This window comes from Martinezella sp. CNPSo 3732, assembly GCF_057784515.1.
This window is the reverse complement of the sequence record NZ_JBXSOO010000002.1, coordinates 152,343-165,722: the sequence shown is the minus strand read 5'-3', so window position 1 is coordinate 165,722 and position 13,380 is coordinate 152,343. Positions and strand designations below refer to the sequence as shown.

The 13,380-nt window shown below is 59.2% G+C and carries 15 protein-coding genes; 5 read left to right on the top strand and 10 right to left on the bottom strand.

Annotated features, from left to right (window positions below):
* The first annotated feature begins 395 nt into the window (after window positions 1-395).
* Entirely contained in the window at window positions 396-860 is a 465-nt protein-coding gene (locus tag AC13RM_RS05675; protein WP_374815884.1) for a DUF5330 domain-containing protein, read from the top strand.
* A 128-nt stretch (window positions 861-988) separates the two neighbouring features.
* On the top strand, window positions 989-1,411 hold the full coding sequence (locus AC13RM_RS05670; protein WP_092710230.1) for a SufE family protein: 423 nt from the start codon (window positions 989-991) through the stop codon (window positions 1,409-1,411).
* Between the two features lie 71 nt (window positions 1,412-1,482).
* Here the strand turns inward: AC13RM_RS05670 and AC13RM_RS05665 are convergent, their stop codons facing one another.
* From AC13RM_RS05665 to AC13RM_RS05630, 8 genes are all read right to left on the bottom strand, one after another.
* Window positions 1,483-1,911 carry a Ros/MucR family transcriptional regulator gene (locus tag AC13RM_RS05665; RefSeq protein WP_069616071.1) on the bottom strand — a complete coding sequence of 143 codons (429 nt, stop codon included), beginning with the start codon at window positions 1,909-1,911 and terminating at the stop codon, window positions 1,483-1,485.
* Between the two features lie 531 nt (window positions 1,912-2,442).
* Window positions 2,443-2,808, bottom strand: coding sequence for a monovalent cation/H(+) antiporter subunit G (gene mnhG / locus AC13RM_RS05660; protein WP_113229437.1), 366 nt, complete (start codon window positions 2,806-2,808; stop codon window positions 2,443-2,445).
* Window positions 2,808-3,182: a cation:proton antiporter gene (locus AC13RM_RS05655; RefSeq protein ID WP_285173633.1), complete on the bottom strand. Its 375-nt coding sequence runs from the start codon at window positions 3,180-3,182 to the stop codon at window positions 2,808-2,810. Before AC13RM_RS05655 ends, mnhG begins: the two co-directional genes overlap by 1 nt.
* Window positions 3,179-3,652: a Na+/H+ antiporter subunit E gene (locus AC13RM_RS05650; RefSeq protein WP_374815881.1), complete on the bottom strand. Its 474-nt coding sequence runs from the start codon at window positions 3,650-3,652 to the stop codon at window positions 3,179-3,181. The genes AC13RM_RS05655 and AC13RM_RS05650 overlap by 4 nt, the downstream gene beginning before the upstream one ends.
* On the bottom strand, window positions 3,649-5,211 hold the full coding sequence (locus tag AC13RM_RS05645) for a Na+/H+ antiporter subunit D (protein WP_374815879.1): 1,563 nt from the start codon (window positions 5,209-5,211) through the stop codon (window positions 3,649-3,651). Before AC13RM_RS05645 ends, AC13RM_RS05650 begins: the two co-directional genes overlap by 4 nt.
* Before the next feature lie 4 nt (window positions 5,212-5,215).
* Window positions 5,216-5,593 (bottom strand): Na+/H+ antiporter subunit C, encoded by a 378-nt coding sequence (locus tag AC13RM_RS05640; protein ID WP_374815877.1) that lies wholly within the window; start codon window positions 5,591-5,593, stop codon window positions 5,216-5,218.
* On the bottom strand, window positions 5,593-6,012 hold the full coding sequence (locus tag AC13RM_RS05635) for a Na+/H+ antiporter subunit B (RefSeq protein ID WP_374815875.1): 420 nt from the start codon (window positions 6,010-6,012) through the stop codon (window positions 5,593-5,595). The genes AC13RM_RS05640 and AC13RM_RS05635 overlap by 1 nt, the downstream gene beginning before the upstream one ends.
* Window positions 6,009-8,405 carry a putative monovalent cation/H+ antiporter subunit A gene (locus tag AC13RM_RS05630; RefSeq protein WP_488554690.1) on the bottom strand — a complete coding sequence of 799 codons (2,397 nt, stop codon included), beginning with the start codon at window positions 8,403-8,405 and terminating at the stop codon, window positions 6,009-6,011. Before AC13RM_RS05630 ends, AC13RM_RS05635 begins: the two co-directional genes overlap by 4 nt.
* 360 nt (window positions 8,406-8,765) lie before the next feature.
* Between AC13RM_RS05630 and AC13RM_RS05625 the strand changes: the two genes are divergently transcribed.
* Entirely contained in the window at window positions 8,766-9,281 is a 516-nt protein-coding gene (locus AC13RM_RS05625) for a hypothetical protein (protein WP_440479107.1), read from the top strand.
* Here AC13RM_RS05625 and trhA read toward each other — a convergent pair.
* Window positions 9,256-9,924 (bottom strand): PAQR family membrane homeostasis protein TrhA, encoded by a 669-nt coding sequence (trhA, locus tag AC13RM_RS05620; protein WP_113229429.1) that lies wholly within the window; start codon window positions 9,922-9,924, stop codon window positions 9,256-9,258. The two genes, AC13RM_RS05625 and trhA, sit on opposite strands and share 26 nt — an antisense overlap.
* Window positions 9,925-10,251: 327 nt before the next feature.
* Between trhA and AC13RM_RS05615 the strand changes: the two genes are divergently transcribed.
* Window positions 10,252-11,118, top strand: a complete 867-nt coding sequence (locus tag AC13RM_RS05615; protein WP_285173639.1) for a VOC family protein — start codon at window positions 10,252-10,254, stop codon at window positions 11,116-11,118.
* Window positions 11,119-11,222: 104 nt separating this feature from the next.
* Complete coding sequence (locus AC13RM_RS05610) at window positions 11,223-12,395, top strand: AI-2E family transporter (RefSeq protein ID WP_113229427.1); 1,173 nt, start codon at window positions 11,223-11,225, stop codon at window positions 12,393-12,395.
* A 114-nt stretch (window positions 12,396-12,509) separates the two neighbouring features.
* On the opposite strand, the gene AC13RM_RS05605 is transcribed toward AC13RM_RS05610, so the two are convergent.
* The gene (locus AC13RM_RS05605) at window positions 12,510-13,301 is read right to left on the bottom strand and encodes a polysaccharide deacetylase family protein (protein WP_440479106.1); all 792 of its coding nucleotides are present in this window, start codon (window positions 13,299-13,301) and stop codon (window positions 12,510-12,512) included.
* Window positions 13,302-13,380: the final 79 nt, after the last annotated feature.

The window sequence follows — 13,380 nt, the reverse complement described above, 5'->3', positions numbered from 1 at the left end:
AGGAAAGAATAAAGAAGGAACGCGCAGGACGGCCGAAAAGGGCGCAAAATCCCGTTTTGACGCAGAATGAGGGACCTTTGTTTTTTGTGGTTAACAGCGGGTAAGCAACGGATTTTATTCGTATTTCCGCCGCGCGTTAACTTTTGTGGCGAGGCTTGCATCCGCAAACCCCTGCATATCAGGCGGATAGGGCGAGACATGCTTAACAGCAATCGCTACAATTTGAACCAAATGCTGTTCAAAGCCGGAAAGCTAAAATTTGAATCAAAATTGCAGAAAATACTGCCGAGTTTTGAAAAGCGCTGTTGTCCTCTGCCAGATAGGGTTCGAACCAGATCGGACGGGCAAGTCCGAATCGGCGCTCGAGCCGAGCGACAGAGAGGATGGGCTAGGCGATGTGGTTTCTGATTAGAGCAGGGTTCTGGTTTTCGCTGGTTCTCATGTTCCTGCCGATCTTTGCAAAACCCGAAGGCGGGCCTCCGCCAGGCGGCGAGCCGACGGTACAGGTTTCCGATGCGATTTCGGCTGCATCGGGCGTCGTTCAATATGTCGGCGCCATGTGCAACGAGAAGCCGGATGTCTGTGCCAAGGGCGGCGAAACGCTGACGGCGCTCGGCTATCAGGTCGGCGATGGCGCTCGCGTCGCCTACGACATGCTCGGCCGTCACTTCAAGGATCAGCAGTCTGCCGCCGAAGCCAATGTCGCGGCACCTCACGCTAATACCGATCAGGTCGCTGCCATGGCGCAGCCGATGCCGGCCAAACGCATCAGTGGCACCGACACTGCCGACGTCGTCGTTACCGGCACGGTCAAACTACCGTCCTCCATTCCGCTGCCGATGCCGCGCCCACATATCTGACATTTCTTCCATTGGCCCCAACTTCAGCGCCGCCGACCCTATGGTCGGTGGCGTTCTTTGTCGTCCCGGGTTCAAATCGGGCATCGTTTCGCCTATATCCAAGACAATGGACAATCTGGACTGCTGCAATGACACCGCTTGAGAAGATCATCGAAGACTTTTCCTTCCTGGACGAATGGGAGGATCGCTACCGCTTTGTGATCGAGCTCGGCAAGGCACTGCCCGATCTGCCGGAGGAAAAGCGGACGCTGGAAAACAAGGTGCAGGGCTGTGCGAGCCAGGTCTGGCTCGTCACGCATGCATCTGGCGATCCGGACAATCCGATATTGACCTTTGAAGGCGATTCAGACGCACATATCGTGCGCGGGCTGGTGGCAATCGTGCTTGCCACCTATTCCGGCAAGCCAGCTTCGGAAATCGCGGCCCTCGATGCTCTCGACGTCTTCGGAAAGATCGGGCTGGTGGAGCATCTGTCCTCGCAGCGCGCCAACGGATTGCGCTCGATGATCAAACGCATTCGCGAAGAGGCTCGTGTCAGGGCCGCGGCATAGGCCACCCTGCAGCCAAAATGGGGATAACCCGGCCCAAAAGCCGGGTTATCTTCAAGCTCTTTATGGAACCCTCAGCGGCCGCGCTTGCGACGCTGACCGAGGCCCATTTCCTTTGCCAGGCGCGAACGGGCTTCCGCATAGGCTGGCGCAACCATCGGATAATCGGCAGCGAGATCCCACTTTTCGCGATACTCTTCCGGCGAAAGACCATGATGAGTCATCAGATGGCGCTTCAAAGACTTGAAGCTGCCGCCACATTCGAGGCAGGTGATCTGATCATCCTGCACGGATTTGCGAACGGATACGGCCGGCTTCTGCTTTTCGACCACGGTTACGGCAGGTGCCGGAGCCGAGGTGCTGCTCAAGGCGGAATGTACGTCGGAAATCAAATTCGGAAGGTCGCTGACCGGTACGACATGGTTGCTGACATAGGCCGCAACAATGTCGGCAGTCAGTTCAACCAGTAACTCCTGCCCGTTGCCAAGGGCCGCATCTGTCATTGTGTTCTCCTGTTCATCGGCTTGCCTGCTGCGTCCGCGCCTCCGGAGAGCACGCAGGGCACAACGTTGCTATATAATTTGCGCTTGGCTACGGAAATCTGTTGATTTCGATATGTCCCAGCGCCGAGCAATCAGCGCAAACGCATTGCTCGTATTCGTAGCAGTCACCAGCAAGAAAACGGTGGATAAAACCAAATTTCTTTCCACATGAAATCCACCCCTAGACCTCACGAGAGAGAAAACCGCCCCTTGCCGCCTGATATCAGAATTAGCGACCGCGATAGCGATCTTTAATCGCTTACCGGAAGAAAGTTTTGCTCAGCTTTTCATCAAAGAAAGATAAAAGCATTGAGAGCTTAAACCCGGTCGAGACTAACTCAACATCAGAACTCTACTTGAATCTGAATTAGCACTCTTTATCCAAATGTCCAGTTTTTAATCCCTACATTTCTTCGCAAAAAATTCATCTACTAAAAAACAGGTAACTAATAACGCGAACAGCTATTCCTTCCTGAACAATTTACACGTTTGTTAGCCCTTCTTTCTATACGCGCCTTTGGTGATCTGCTCCCTCGTCAGCAGTTCATCCCGCACGGAGGGCGGCGTCAGGCGATGTCCAGCCTTGTGTGCCGCACGCGCGAGAAGATGTGCCGCAATCGGTGCCGTCAGCACGAAAAAGACGAAGCCGGCCAATGCTCTTGCCAGAACGGATATGTCCTGCGAATGGATACCGACTGCAAGTAGCAGTAGGCCGGAGCCGACCGTACCCGCCTTCGACGCCGCATGCATGCGACTGTAGAGATCGGGAAGACGCACGATGCCAATCGCAGCGATAAGCGAGAAAAGCGCGCCCGAAAGTAGAAGCGCAGTTACTATGACGGCCCAAAGCAAATCCACTATCGCCCTCCCTTCTTCCGCCCGCGGTGCTTACGCGGCCTTTTGCCTTCGGCAGCAATACTCTCTCGTCCTGCGCCGGCCTGTTGCACGGCATCGGATTGCCCCTGTGTCAGGATGAACCGTGCGAAGGCAACGGTCGCGAGAAAGCCGACGAGACCGAGCGAGATGGCAATATCGATATAAAGCGTGAAACCCGTCTTGATGGCGATAACGGCGATGAAGCCGATGGCGATCGCCACCAGCATATCGAGCGCCAGGACCCGGTCCGGCAAGGTTGGGCCGGCCACCACGCGATACACGGTCAACAGGAAGGCAATGCTCAGAATGCCGAGCGCCACCATCGCGGCGGCTGAGACGACGGATGCGGCCATCATCGGAAAGCCTCCATGATCCGGCGTTCGAAGCCGTCGGCGATGCTGCCCCGGATCGTTTCCGGATCGGAGCAGTCGAGCGCATGGACGTAGAGCGTTTTGCGATCATCGGAGACGTCGACGGAGAGCGTGCCAGGCGTCAGGGTGATGAGATTGGCAAGCAGGGTGATTTCGAAATCACGATCGACCGTAAGGGAAAAGGCGAAGATGCCGGGTTTCACATCCATCCTGGGGCTCATGACGGCGATGGCGACCGCCCAGACCGACTTGGCGAGCTCTCGTATGAACAGCAACAGCAATGCCAAAATGCGGTGCACACGCCCGAGATAAAGCACGCCGCCATAGGACGAGCGGACGATCGCCAGCGCAATTGCCGCAAGAACGAATCCGAACACCAGATTGATGAAGGACGCGCTGCCGGTGATGGCGGCCCAGACGATGGCGAGCAAAAGGTTGAAGACGAACAGGATCATTGCGCGCCCCCTGCCGCGGGGAAGACCGAGCGCAGATAGGCCGATGGTTGCTCAAGGCCGGCAGCGGCGGCCTGCGTCAGGTGTAGGAGCCATTCCGGAAACAGGCCGAAGCCGACAACGAGCAGAGAAAGAGCAAGGAGCGGCAGCGCTGCCTGCCATGCAATCGGCTCCGCTGCGATCTCACCTGCCGCCGCCGGGCGCCAATAGGCTAGAAGAAATACCCGCCCGAAGACGATCGTCGTCAGGAAACCGGCCAAAAGGATTGTTGCCGCAAGCCCCCATGCGCCCGTCGCGAGCGCCGCCTTCACGAGCACGACCTTGGGCCAGAAGCCGGAAAAGGGCGGCAGGCCGCTGATGGCGAAAAAGAGCACCAGCGAGATGCCGGCAAACCAGCCGCTGCGGCGATAGAGACCGCCGAGGGCGCTCAAGGAAAAGCTGCCGCCGAGCCGCGCCGCCTGCCCTGCGAGCAGGTAAAGTGCCGTCATCAGCACCATCGAATGCAGTGCATAGAAGATCGCCCCGCTGAGGCCGTCGGCATTGCCGAGGGCGACGCCGGCCAGCATCGTGCCGATGCCCGAGATGACAATATAGCCAAGCATGCGCCTGACGTCGTTTGCCCCGAGCGCGCCGACGACGCCAACAAGCATGGTGGCAATTGCGACGACCGTGACGAGCGGACCAAGTCCTGCCCGCTCGACAGGCAGCAGCATGACCAGAACCCGGATCAGCGCATAGACGCCGACCTTGGTCAGCAAGCCGGCAAAAATAGCCGAAACGGTGATGCGTGGCGTGTGGTAGGAGGCCGGGAGCCAGAAATTGACCGGAAAGGCGGCGGCCTTCATGCCGAAGGCCAGCAGGAACAGGCCGGCCAGTGTCATCAGCGGTGCGCTGCTGTCACCTGCCCTCGCCTTCATCGCGATATCGGCCATGTTGAGCGTGCCGAAGACGGCGTAGAGATAGCCGACGGAGACGAGAAAGAGCGTGGTGGCGATCAGGTTAAGGACGGCATATTTCAGCGCACCGTCGATCTGCTCCGGCTCCGAGCCGAGGATCAGCAGGCCGAAGGACGAGATCAGCAGCACCTCGAACCAGACGTAGAGATTGAAGACATCGCCCGTCAGGAAGGCACCGCTAACGCCGGCGAGTAGCAGCATCAGGAATGGAAAGAAGCCATACCGCCGACCGCTCACCGTGATTTCGCCAAGCGAATAGAAACTTGCCGCGAGCGCGACGACCGCCGCCGTCAAGGCCATGAGCGCGCCGAAAATATCGACGGTGAAGGCAATGCCGAAGGGCGGCAGCCATCGCCCCATGACCATGGTCACGGCGCCATCGCTGACGACCCTATAGAGCAAGGCGGCATCGATCAGCACCAGCAGCACAAGGCCTGGAATGGCGATCGCGGCATGCCATTCGGTGCGATTGCGCAGCATCAGAAGAAGTGCGCCGAGCCCGATGCACAAGACGACCGGCGAAATGACGAGCCAATGTCCCATTGGTATCGGTGCGGCAACCAGCGCATGGGAGAGATCGACTGCTGTCTCCGTGGGTCCGGCCATGGCGTCAGTACCCCAAGGGCGGCAGCGGCCGCTCCTCCGGTTCGGCGAGCCGCATCTCGCCCGTGTTGTCGGTCTTCAAGGCCTGATAGGCTCGATAGGTCAGGACAAGCAGGAAAGCCAGGAACGAGAAGGAGATGACGATCGCCGTCAGGATCAAGGCCTGTGGCAGCGGATTGGCGGCTGCAAGATCGAGCGTGGTCTTGCCTTTCTGAATGATGGGCGGCACTTCGGGCGTAACCCGGCCGGCCGTGAATAGCAGAAGGTTGACGGCGTTGCCGAGGATCGCGATGCCGAGCATGATGCGGATCGAGTACGTCGACAGCATCAGATAGATCGCGGCGGTGAAGAAGATGCCGACGACGACGGCGAAAACGGCCTCCATCAATCCACCTCCCGCTCTTCGAGCGCGAGTGCGATCGAGGTGATGGCGCCGACGACGACCAGATAAACGCCGGTGTCGAAAAGCATGACGGTGGAGAGCGGCACTTCGACACCGAAGAGATGCGGATAGATCCACAGCCCCGTCATGAACGGCACGCCGGCCAATATGGACACGATGCCTGCGATGGTCGCCGCAGCTAGGCCGAAGCCGCCAATCGACAGCGGATGGAAGACAATCGCGCGGCGGACTGCGGTCACACCACAGGCGATACCATAGATCGCGAGCGCCGAAGCCGCTATCAGACCGCCGATAAAGCCGCCACCGGGCTCGTTATGGCCACGCAGCAGCACGAAAACGGAGAAGAGCAGCATCAGGGCCGTCAGAAACGGCGCGGCGGTGCGGAAGATCAGCGTATTCATGGGCGTCCGGCCTCCATCCTCTGGTCAAGACCAGGCTTATCCTCAAGGTCGGGGTCGTTGGCCGCAAGCTTGTGCTCACCGCCGGCGCGGATGCGGATCAGTGCCAGGATCGCAAGCCCAGTCATGGCGACGACAGCGATTTCGCCGAGCGTATCCGTGCCGCGGAAATCGACGATGATGACGTTGACGACATTGTCGCCGTGCGCGATCAGCTTCGAATATTGATTGAAGAAGGCCGTCAGCGTCAGGTCGAACGGCGCTTCGGTCGCCTTCAGCAGGAGGAGTGCAAAGCCGCTGCCGCAGGCAATGGCAAGCACGGCATGGGCGATCCTGGCGAGCGGCGGCCGGCGATCGGAAGGCGAAAGCCTCAGCCGCGTCATGACAAGCGCCAGAATCACGACCGCAAGCGTCTCGACCATGAACTGCGTGAAGGAGAGATCCGGTGCGCCGAACAGCAGGAAGATGACGGCGACGGCAAAGCCCTGGATGCCGAGCGAAACGATCGCCGTCAGCCGATCGCGCGCAAACACCACCGCCACAACGCCGATGACCGCGATCAAGAAGATCGTCGCCTCATGCCATTGCAGATTCGGCCAGGCTGGCATGGCGGGCAGCTCGCTATGAGCAGCGAGAGGGATCAGCAACATCGCCGCCAGGCAAAGGAAAGTGACGGTGACGTAGATTTCCAGTCGGCCGGGCTGCAACAGCCGCGACACGGCATGCGACAATCGCACCAGGCCGGAGATGAACCCATCGAAACCGCGATCCGGTCCCGGCCCAAGGGCACGCAGGACGACGGACATCAGGAAACGAGCGCGATCGAGCTGCCAGTAGACGATGACGCCGATCAGCACGGTGACCAGCGAAAGCGCAAGAGGCACGCCAATATGGGGGATCAAGGAGACCGAAATCTCCAATCCCTTGCCGCCAACGGCGCTTGCCATCGGCGAAGAGACATAATCGTGCCACCGGCCCGAAAACAATGCCGACAAGAGGCCGAGAAGAGCGAGCGCGACCGGCCCGAGCCAGAGCAATGGCGGCGCCTCATGCGGCTGATGAGGCGTCTCCGTGACCGCGCCGATGAAGGGCTTCAACGCCACCGCAAAGGCGATGGCAAACATCAGCGCATTGCCAGCTACGGCGATGATGGTGAGGATGATCGCGGCAGGCGATGCCTGTGCCAGTGCGGCATAAATCTCTTCCTTGGCAAGGAAGCCGAAGGCCGGCGGCAGACCACCCATCGACACGGCGGCGACCAAGGCTGCAGCAAAGGTCAGCGGCATGGCCGAGCGCAAGCCGCCCAGTCGGGTGATGTCGCGCGTCCCCGTTTCATGATCGACGATGCCGGCGATCATGAACAGGGCGCCCTTGAATAGCGAATGCGCCACCAGATAGAGGACGGCGGCTTCGACGGCATAATCGGTGCCGAAGCCGGTAAGCATCACAAGCAGGCCGAGCGAGGAAACCGTCGTATAGGCGAGCTTCAGCTTCAAGTCGGTCTGGCGGATGGCAAGCAGGGTTCCGACCAACAGGGTCGCCGCGCCGAAGACCGGCAAGATCGTCTGCCAGGCCGCTGTCCCACCCATGACCGGATTGAGCCGCATCAGCAGATAGACGCCGGCCTTCACCATGGTTGCCGAGTGCAGATAGGCCGAGACCGGGGTCGGCGCCTCCATGGCATTCGGCAGCCAGAAGTGAAACGGGAACTGCGCCGATTTGGTGAAGGCGCCGCCAAGAACAAGGATCAGGGCCGCCAAATAGAGCGGGCTTGCGCGCAGGACATCGCCAGCCTTCAGGAGATCGGACATCGCGCCGATGCCGGTGATCTGCCAGATCAGCAGCAGGCCGGCCAGCAACAGCAGCCCGCCGCCGCCGGTCACGACCAGCGCCTGCAGTGCGGCCCGCCGCGAAACCTCCCGGTGATGATCGAAGCCGATCAGCAGGAAGGAGGTGATCGAGGTCAGCTCCCAGAAGACGAAGAGCGTCAGGAAGCTATCCGAGACGACGAGGCCGAGCATCGAGCCCATGAAAAGAAAGATGAAGGAAAAGAAGCGGCCGAGATCCACATGCCCCTTCAGATAGCCGCCGGCATAGAGGACGATCAGCATGCCGATGCCGGTGATGAGCAATGCAAAGGTCAGCGACAGGCCGTCAATCAGCCAGGAAAACCTAAGATCAAGGCTCGGCACCCAATCGAAACCGCCAAGTTGCACGCCGCCGGCTGCGACGGCCGGAAGGAAGCGCGAAAAATGCAGAAAGGCGAGAGCGGGAAACAGTGCCAGGAGCCACGCCGCATTATGGCCCAAACGCCGAACGACAACCGGCGCGATCAGCGCACCGAGAAAGGGCAGGCATAAAGCCAGGAATGTCAGGCCCGCGGTGGCGGCGGCCATGCTCCCCCCTAACTGAACGTTCATGCAGAATCCGGCAAAGCCGGAACGGTCTTGAAGGGATAGGCGAAAGGACACATCGTCTCAAGCCCCGACAAGGGAAAACCGGACGTAAACCACTGAAATCGATTTTTGCTGCCTGCAACCGTAGAGGTTGCAGGACATAAGGGATCGTCCGGAAGCCCACGATGCCGGTTTGAACGTTGGAGCATTGCAGAATTCCTTGCCATTCCTGCATGGCTCGCAATGAAGTTGTAATGAATTTGCACTAATTTATCGGTATTTTCTGAACCGCTATGGAAATTGCGCTCAAAAAAGCGCTAATCTCGATCGGTTTGCAGATCCTGCCTCCCGGAAACCGCAATGCTCGCCCGCCTGATCGCCATCCTACTCCTCTTCCCGGCCACGGCTCTTGCCGCGGACTGGTGGTCCTATGACAATGTGGGTCTAGGCTACGCGATCGAGCTGCCCTCGGAATTCCACCTTGCCGCCTCTTCCGAGGATACGGATCGGCTGTCGCTGTCGCCGGCAGATCGCTCAGCTTCGCTGCAGGTCTTCGGCACGATGGTTGCCAATGGCGATTTTGCATCGGAAGCGAATGGGCGCGTGGCACTCGCCAGGGACCAAGGCTGGAAAATTTCCTATTCGAAATCGAATTCGCGCGGCATCAGCTTTTCCGGCACTAGGCAGGGGCGCATCGTCTATGTGCGTGGAGTTGCGCTCTGCAACGGTGGCGCCGCCTTCTTCCAAATGGACTATTCGAAGGCGGACATGCAGCGCTACGATGCCATCGTCATGCGCCTCGTGCGCAGCCTGCGTTCGACGAAGAAATGCGCGCCCACAGCCGAGATCGTCAAAAGTTTTCCGGCGACAGGCTGAAGCAGGTCAGCACCGCCGAATAATGTACGGCGGCGGCAGCAACGACGAAGCCATGCCAGATGGCATTCTGGAAGCGCAGCTTTTCCCACACGTGAAAGATCACGCCGAGCGAATAGATGACGCCGCCGATGATGATGAGCAGCATCGAGGCAAACGGGATATGCATGGAAACGGGCTTGGCGACGAGGATGCCGCTCCAGCCCATCGCAAGGTAGAGCAGGATCGCCAGCCGATCGAAGCGTCCTGGAAAAAGAATCTTCAGGATGATCCCGAAGGCCGCAAAGACCCAGACGGCGATCAACACGGCCAAAAGCAGCGGATCTTGGGACCCCCGCTGCAGAAAAGGCGTGTAGGTAGCAGCGATCAGGACATAGATGAAGGAGTGATCGAAGCGGCGGAGAAACCACTTCGTCCGGGAGACCGGCCATAGATTGTAGGTGAAGGACATTCCAAGCGTCAGCACCAGACCGACGCCATAAATCCAGGCGGCGGCAATTTCGCCGTAGGAGCTCCAAACCGTCGCATAGAAGATCAATACTGTGGCACCGATCAGCGCAAGGACCACGCCCACACCATTGACGATGCCGTCTGCGATGATCTCATAGCGATCATAGGCCCAGCGGATGCCTCTGTACTCGGTCATTTCATCCGGTTCCGTTTTCGTTGGAAACCGATCCTTGCACTAGAAGAGGAAGGAGACAACTGCGCCAAACGCCCACATCGATCAATCTTCGTGAACGGCTTGCCACAGGGCTGGATTATCGCTTGTCAATGGAAAGCGAACGCTCAATCCGCAATTTATGGTCTTCTGTGAACAATCGAAATCCGCCATATGAATATGCAAGTACAGCGGACCACGGGATCAAAAAGGCATATCAACCGGCGAAACCTTCCTGTTCATCACGGGCGGCCCTTGCCGCCGACGCCGGTTGCCTTTTCAAGACTCCATCCCAAGTTTGGAACTAACACCATGACCGAAACTGCCCCCTCCTACGCCCTGACCCGTCCCGCCTATGTCGGCCAGTCCCATCTCGTCGTTACCGATCTGCCGCTCGTGTCCCGCTTCTATCAGGATATGCTTGGTCTGAAGGTCATTGAAAAGACTGCAAGCGGCGAAGTTCTGGGCGCGGCCGGTCTTCCCCTTCTGACGCTAACGACCGATCGGGCGGCTGTGCGTGCACCGACAACGGCCGCCGGTCTGTTCCATACTGCTTTCCTGCTGCCGAGCCGTGTCGAGCTTGCCCGCTGGCTCCGGCATGCCGCCCATGAAAATGTGGTGCTGGAAGGCGCTTCGGACCATATCGTCAGCGAGGCCATCTATCTGTCCGACCCCGAAGGCAACGGCATCGAAATCTACGCCGATCGCCCGCATGAGGAATGGACCTTCCACGATGACGGTACGGTCGAGATGGCGACGCTCCGGCTTGATCTGCAGAAGCTCTACGAAAGCGCGCCGCAGGATCGCTGGGATGGTATGGCCGAAGGGTCGGCCATCGGCCATATCCATCTGCAGGTTGGCGATGTCGCCGAAGCCAATGCCTTCTATCGAGACGTCCTCGGCATGAAGGTCATGGCGGCGCGCTATCCTGGCGCGACCTTCCTTGCGACCGGCGGCTATCACCATCATCTCGGCGCCAATACCTGGAACAGCCGCGGCGCCGGCGTCCGCAGCGAACATATGACCGGTCTTTCCGACTATACGTTGCGCTTCAACGACAAGGCAGCCTTGGATAAGGCCGTCGCCGCCCTGGAGCAGCACGAAATCAGGACGGAGAAGCGCGACGGCGGCGTATCGCTGCGCGACCCATGGGGTATCGGACTTAATCTCATCGCTTGACTTTTCCGACTCAACCGCCATTCGACAAGCCCGTTGCGGAACCGCGGCGGGCTTTTTCGCGTTGAAGTGGTGAGGCAATCCTGCCTTCGGGGAACTTTCCGGGGATGGAATTCGACAAAATCACCGCCGGCCGATCGGATGCAGCAACCGCGTCGCAGGATGCCGGCCAGGGGATCGATCGCAAAGCATCTCGTGCACAAGACGACGAAACGGAAATTTTCGGTCTCTCAGACCAGCGAGGACGCGACAAGCTCGACATTGCTGCCTCGTGGGCGACGATCGGCATCTTCCTGATGCTGGCCTTCACCGCCGTTTACATGATGTCGCTGATCCTCATTCCGGTGACGCTTGCCGTCGTCGTCGGGATGATTCTCGGCTTGGCGGCCGAAAGGCTCAGCAAGCTCGGCATTCCCCGCGTTCTGAATGCCATCATTCTTTCATCCAGCGTTGCGCTTGTGATCTTTCTCATCATCAATGCGCTCGCCGGACCGGTCGCCAAGCTCGCACAGCAGGCGCCCGACTTCTTCCAGCGCACATCCGACCGGCTGATGCCCTATCTCGACCGGTTTCCATGGCTGCACATTTCATCCACAACCTTTCAAGGCAGCTCGATGTCGATCAGCACTCTGCTGGAGAACAGCGGCAACGTGCTGCATGTCGTCTCCACCAGTCTGACACCTGCCATCGTGCAGATCCTGATCTTCTTTGCGGCCCTGCTTCTATTCCTTGCCGGGAGGGTAAGCCTGCGCAAGACGATCATCATGACCTTTTCCAGCAGGACGTCTCGACTGAATGCCATCCGCATCATCAATTCCGTAGAGCGGGTGCTGGGGTTTTATTTCGCCACTGCTTCGCTGATTTATGCCGGGATCGGCCTCGCAATGATCTTTATCGCCTATGTCGGCGGCATGAGCGTGCCAGTGCTATGGGGCGCTTTCGCCTTCGTATCCAGCTTCATCCCATTCCTCGGCGTCACGACCATGACGATCGCGCTTGCGATCGCCGGCATTATCACGCATTCGGACATCATTTTCGGCCTCGCGCCGGCTGTCGCCTTCTTCGCAGTGCACCTGACCGTGGAAAACCTCGTCTTTCCAGCGATCATGGGTCGCCAATGGGAGCTCAATCCCTTCGTCGTCTTTTTAGCCATCATCTTCTGGACATGGATGTGGGGCGCGGTCGGCGCCATGCTGGCGCTGCCGCTGTCGCTGATCGTCATGACTGTCATCGACGAACTTTTCATCGAGGAAAAAACGCAGCCGCAATTGCCGGGCTAGAGGCGGTTCAGTTTTTCATCGAATCTCCGAACCGCTCTATCTTTTTGTTTTCACATAATTTCGGACGGAAAACCGCTGCGCACTTTTCCTGGAATTGCTTGAGCACTCAACCGCTCAGTTGGTCGTGTCGTCGTCGCCTTTTTCGGGAATATCCTGCAGACGAACGAAATCGACGCCCCTGGCCTTTAGCGCGAGGATGCTGGCCGCGACACCCTCGCCTGCCGCATGCGTCGGTTGGTTGATGTGGGAGATGATGACATCGCCGTCCTTGGCGGAGGCATATTGCTTTTCCACCATCTTGGCCGGCAGCAGCGAACCGCTGTCGCCATTCACCGAGTAGCCGGCGATCCGATAGCCCATGCCGCGGATCTGCATGATGGCGGCAGGCGTGTATTTCGCGGTCGCGCCGCGGAACCAGTGCGGCTGCGCAATGCCGGCTGCGATCATGGCGTCCGCACCGCCCTTTACCTCCTGGGCGACCGCCTGCGGCGAGCCAGCAGCGGCGATACCGTAAACCTTGGCCGGGATATCGACGGCCGGAATATGGTTCTGCCCGTGATTTTCCAGTTCGAAGAGGTCCGGATGGGCGAGGAAGACCTTCAATGCGTCCGGGTTGGTGCGCAGCCAGCGCGCGGTGACGAAGATCGTCGCCGGAATGCGCTGATCGACAAGGGTGCTCAGAATGCGCGGATCGGTCTTGCCCATGCAGGCATCGAAGGTGAGCGCGATGCGGGGCGCGCCCTTGCCGGCACGATCGACGTGCAGATGCGGCTCCACGAGCTTGATCTTCGAAACCGGCGCCTTCGGCGGCAGCTGCGGCCAACCGGCAGGCGGCTGCTCGGGCTGGGCGGCAAAAGCAAGCTTTGCGGCAAACAAGAGCATGGATGTCAGAAAAAGGCGTTTCATCAGGCGGCCACCGGATCGATCAAGCAAACGAAATCTGGCGGCAGAAAGATGATGCCATTCCTAACCGCAATGCCCGCCA

Bases quoted from the DNA above. Each gene is read 5' to 3' on its own strand.
- AC13RM_RS05630 (WP_488554690.1), bottom strand. From the start codon at position 8,405: ATGGCCGCCGCCACCGCGGGCCTGACATTCCTGGCTTTATGCCTGCCC.
- trhA (WP_113229429.1), bottom strand. From the start codon at position 9,924: ATGACCGAGTACAGAGGCATCCGCTGGGCCTATGATCGCTATGAGATC.
- AC13RM_RS05605 (WP_440479106.1), bottom strand. From the start codon at position 13,301: ATGAAACGCCTTTTTCTGACATCCATGCTCTTGTTTGCCGCAAAGCTT.
- AC13RM_RS05640 (WP_374815877.1), bottom strand. From the start codon at position 5,593: ATGGAGGCCGTTTTCGCCGTCGTCGTCGGCATCTTCTTCACCGCCGCG.
- AC13RM_RS05625 (WP_440479107.1), top strand. From the start codon at position 8,766: ATGCTCGCCCGCCTGATCGCCATCCTACTCCTCTTCCCGGCCACGGCT.
- AC13RM_RS05665 (WP_069616071.1), bottom strand. From the start codon at position 1,911: ATGACAGATGCGGCCCTTGGCAACGGGCAGGAGTTACTGGTTGAACTG.
- AC13RM_RS05635 (WP_374815875.1), bottom strand. From the start codon at position 6,012: ATGAATACGCTGATCTTCCGCACCGCCGCGCCGTTTCTGACGGCCCTG.
- AC13RM_RS05650 (WP_374815881.1), bottom strand. From the start codon at position 3,652: ATGATCCTGTTCGTCTTCAACCTTTTGCTCGCCATCGTCTGGGCCGCC.
- AC13RM_RS05610 (WP_113229427.1), top strand. From the start codon at position 11,223: ATGGAATTCGACAAAATCACCGCCGGCCGATCGGATGCAGCAACCGCG.
- AC13RM_RS05670 (WP_092710230.1), top strand. From the start codon at position 989: ATGACACCGCTTGAGAAGATCATCGAAGACTTTTCCTTCCTGGACGAA.
- AC13RM_RS05615 (WP_285173639.1), top strand. From the start codon at position 10,252: ATGACCGAAACTGCCCCCTCCTACGCCCTGACCCGTCCCGCCTATGTC.
- AC13RM_RS05655 (WP_285173633.1), bottom strand. From the start codon at position 3,182: ATGATGGCCGCATCCGTCGTCTCAGCCGCCGCGATGGTGGCGCTCGGC.
- AC13RM_RS05675 (WP_374815884.1), top strand. From the start codon at position 396: ATGTGGTTTCTGATTAGAGCAGGGTTCTGGTTTTCGCTGGTTCTCATG.
- AC13RM_RS05645 (WP_374815879.1), bottom strand. From the start codon at position 5,211: ATGGCCGGACCCACGGAGACAGCAGTCGATCTCTCCCATGCGCTGGTT.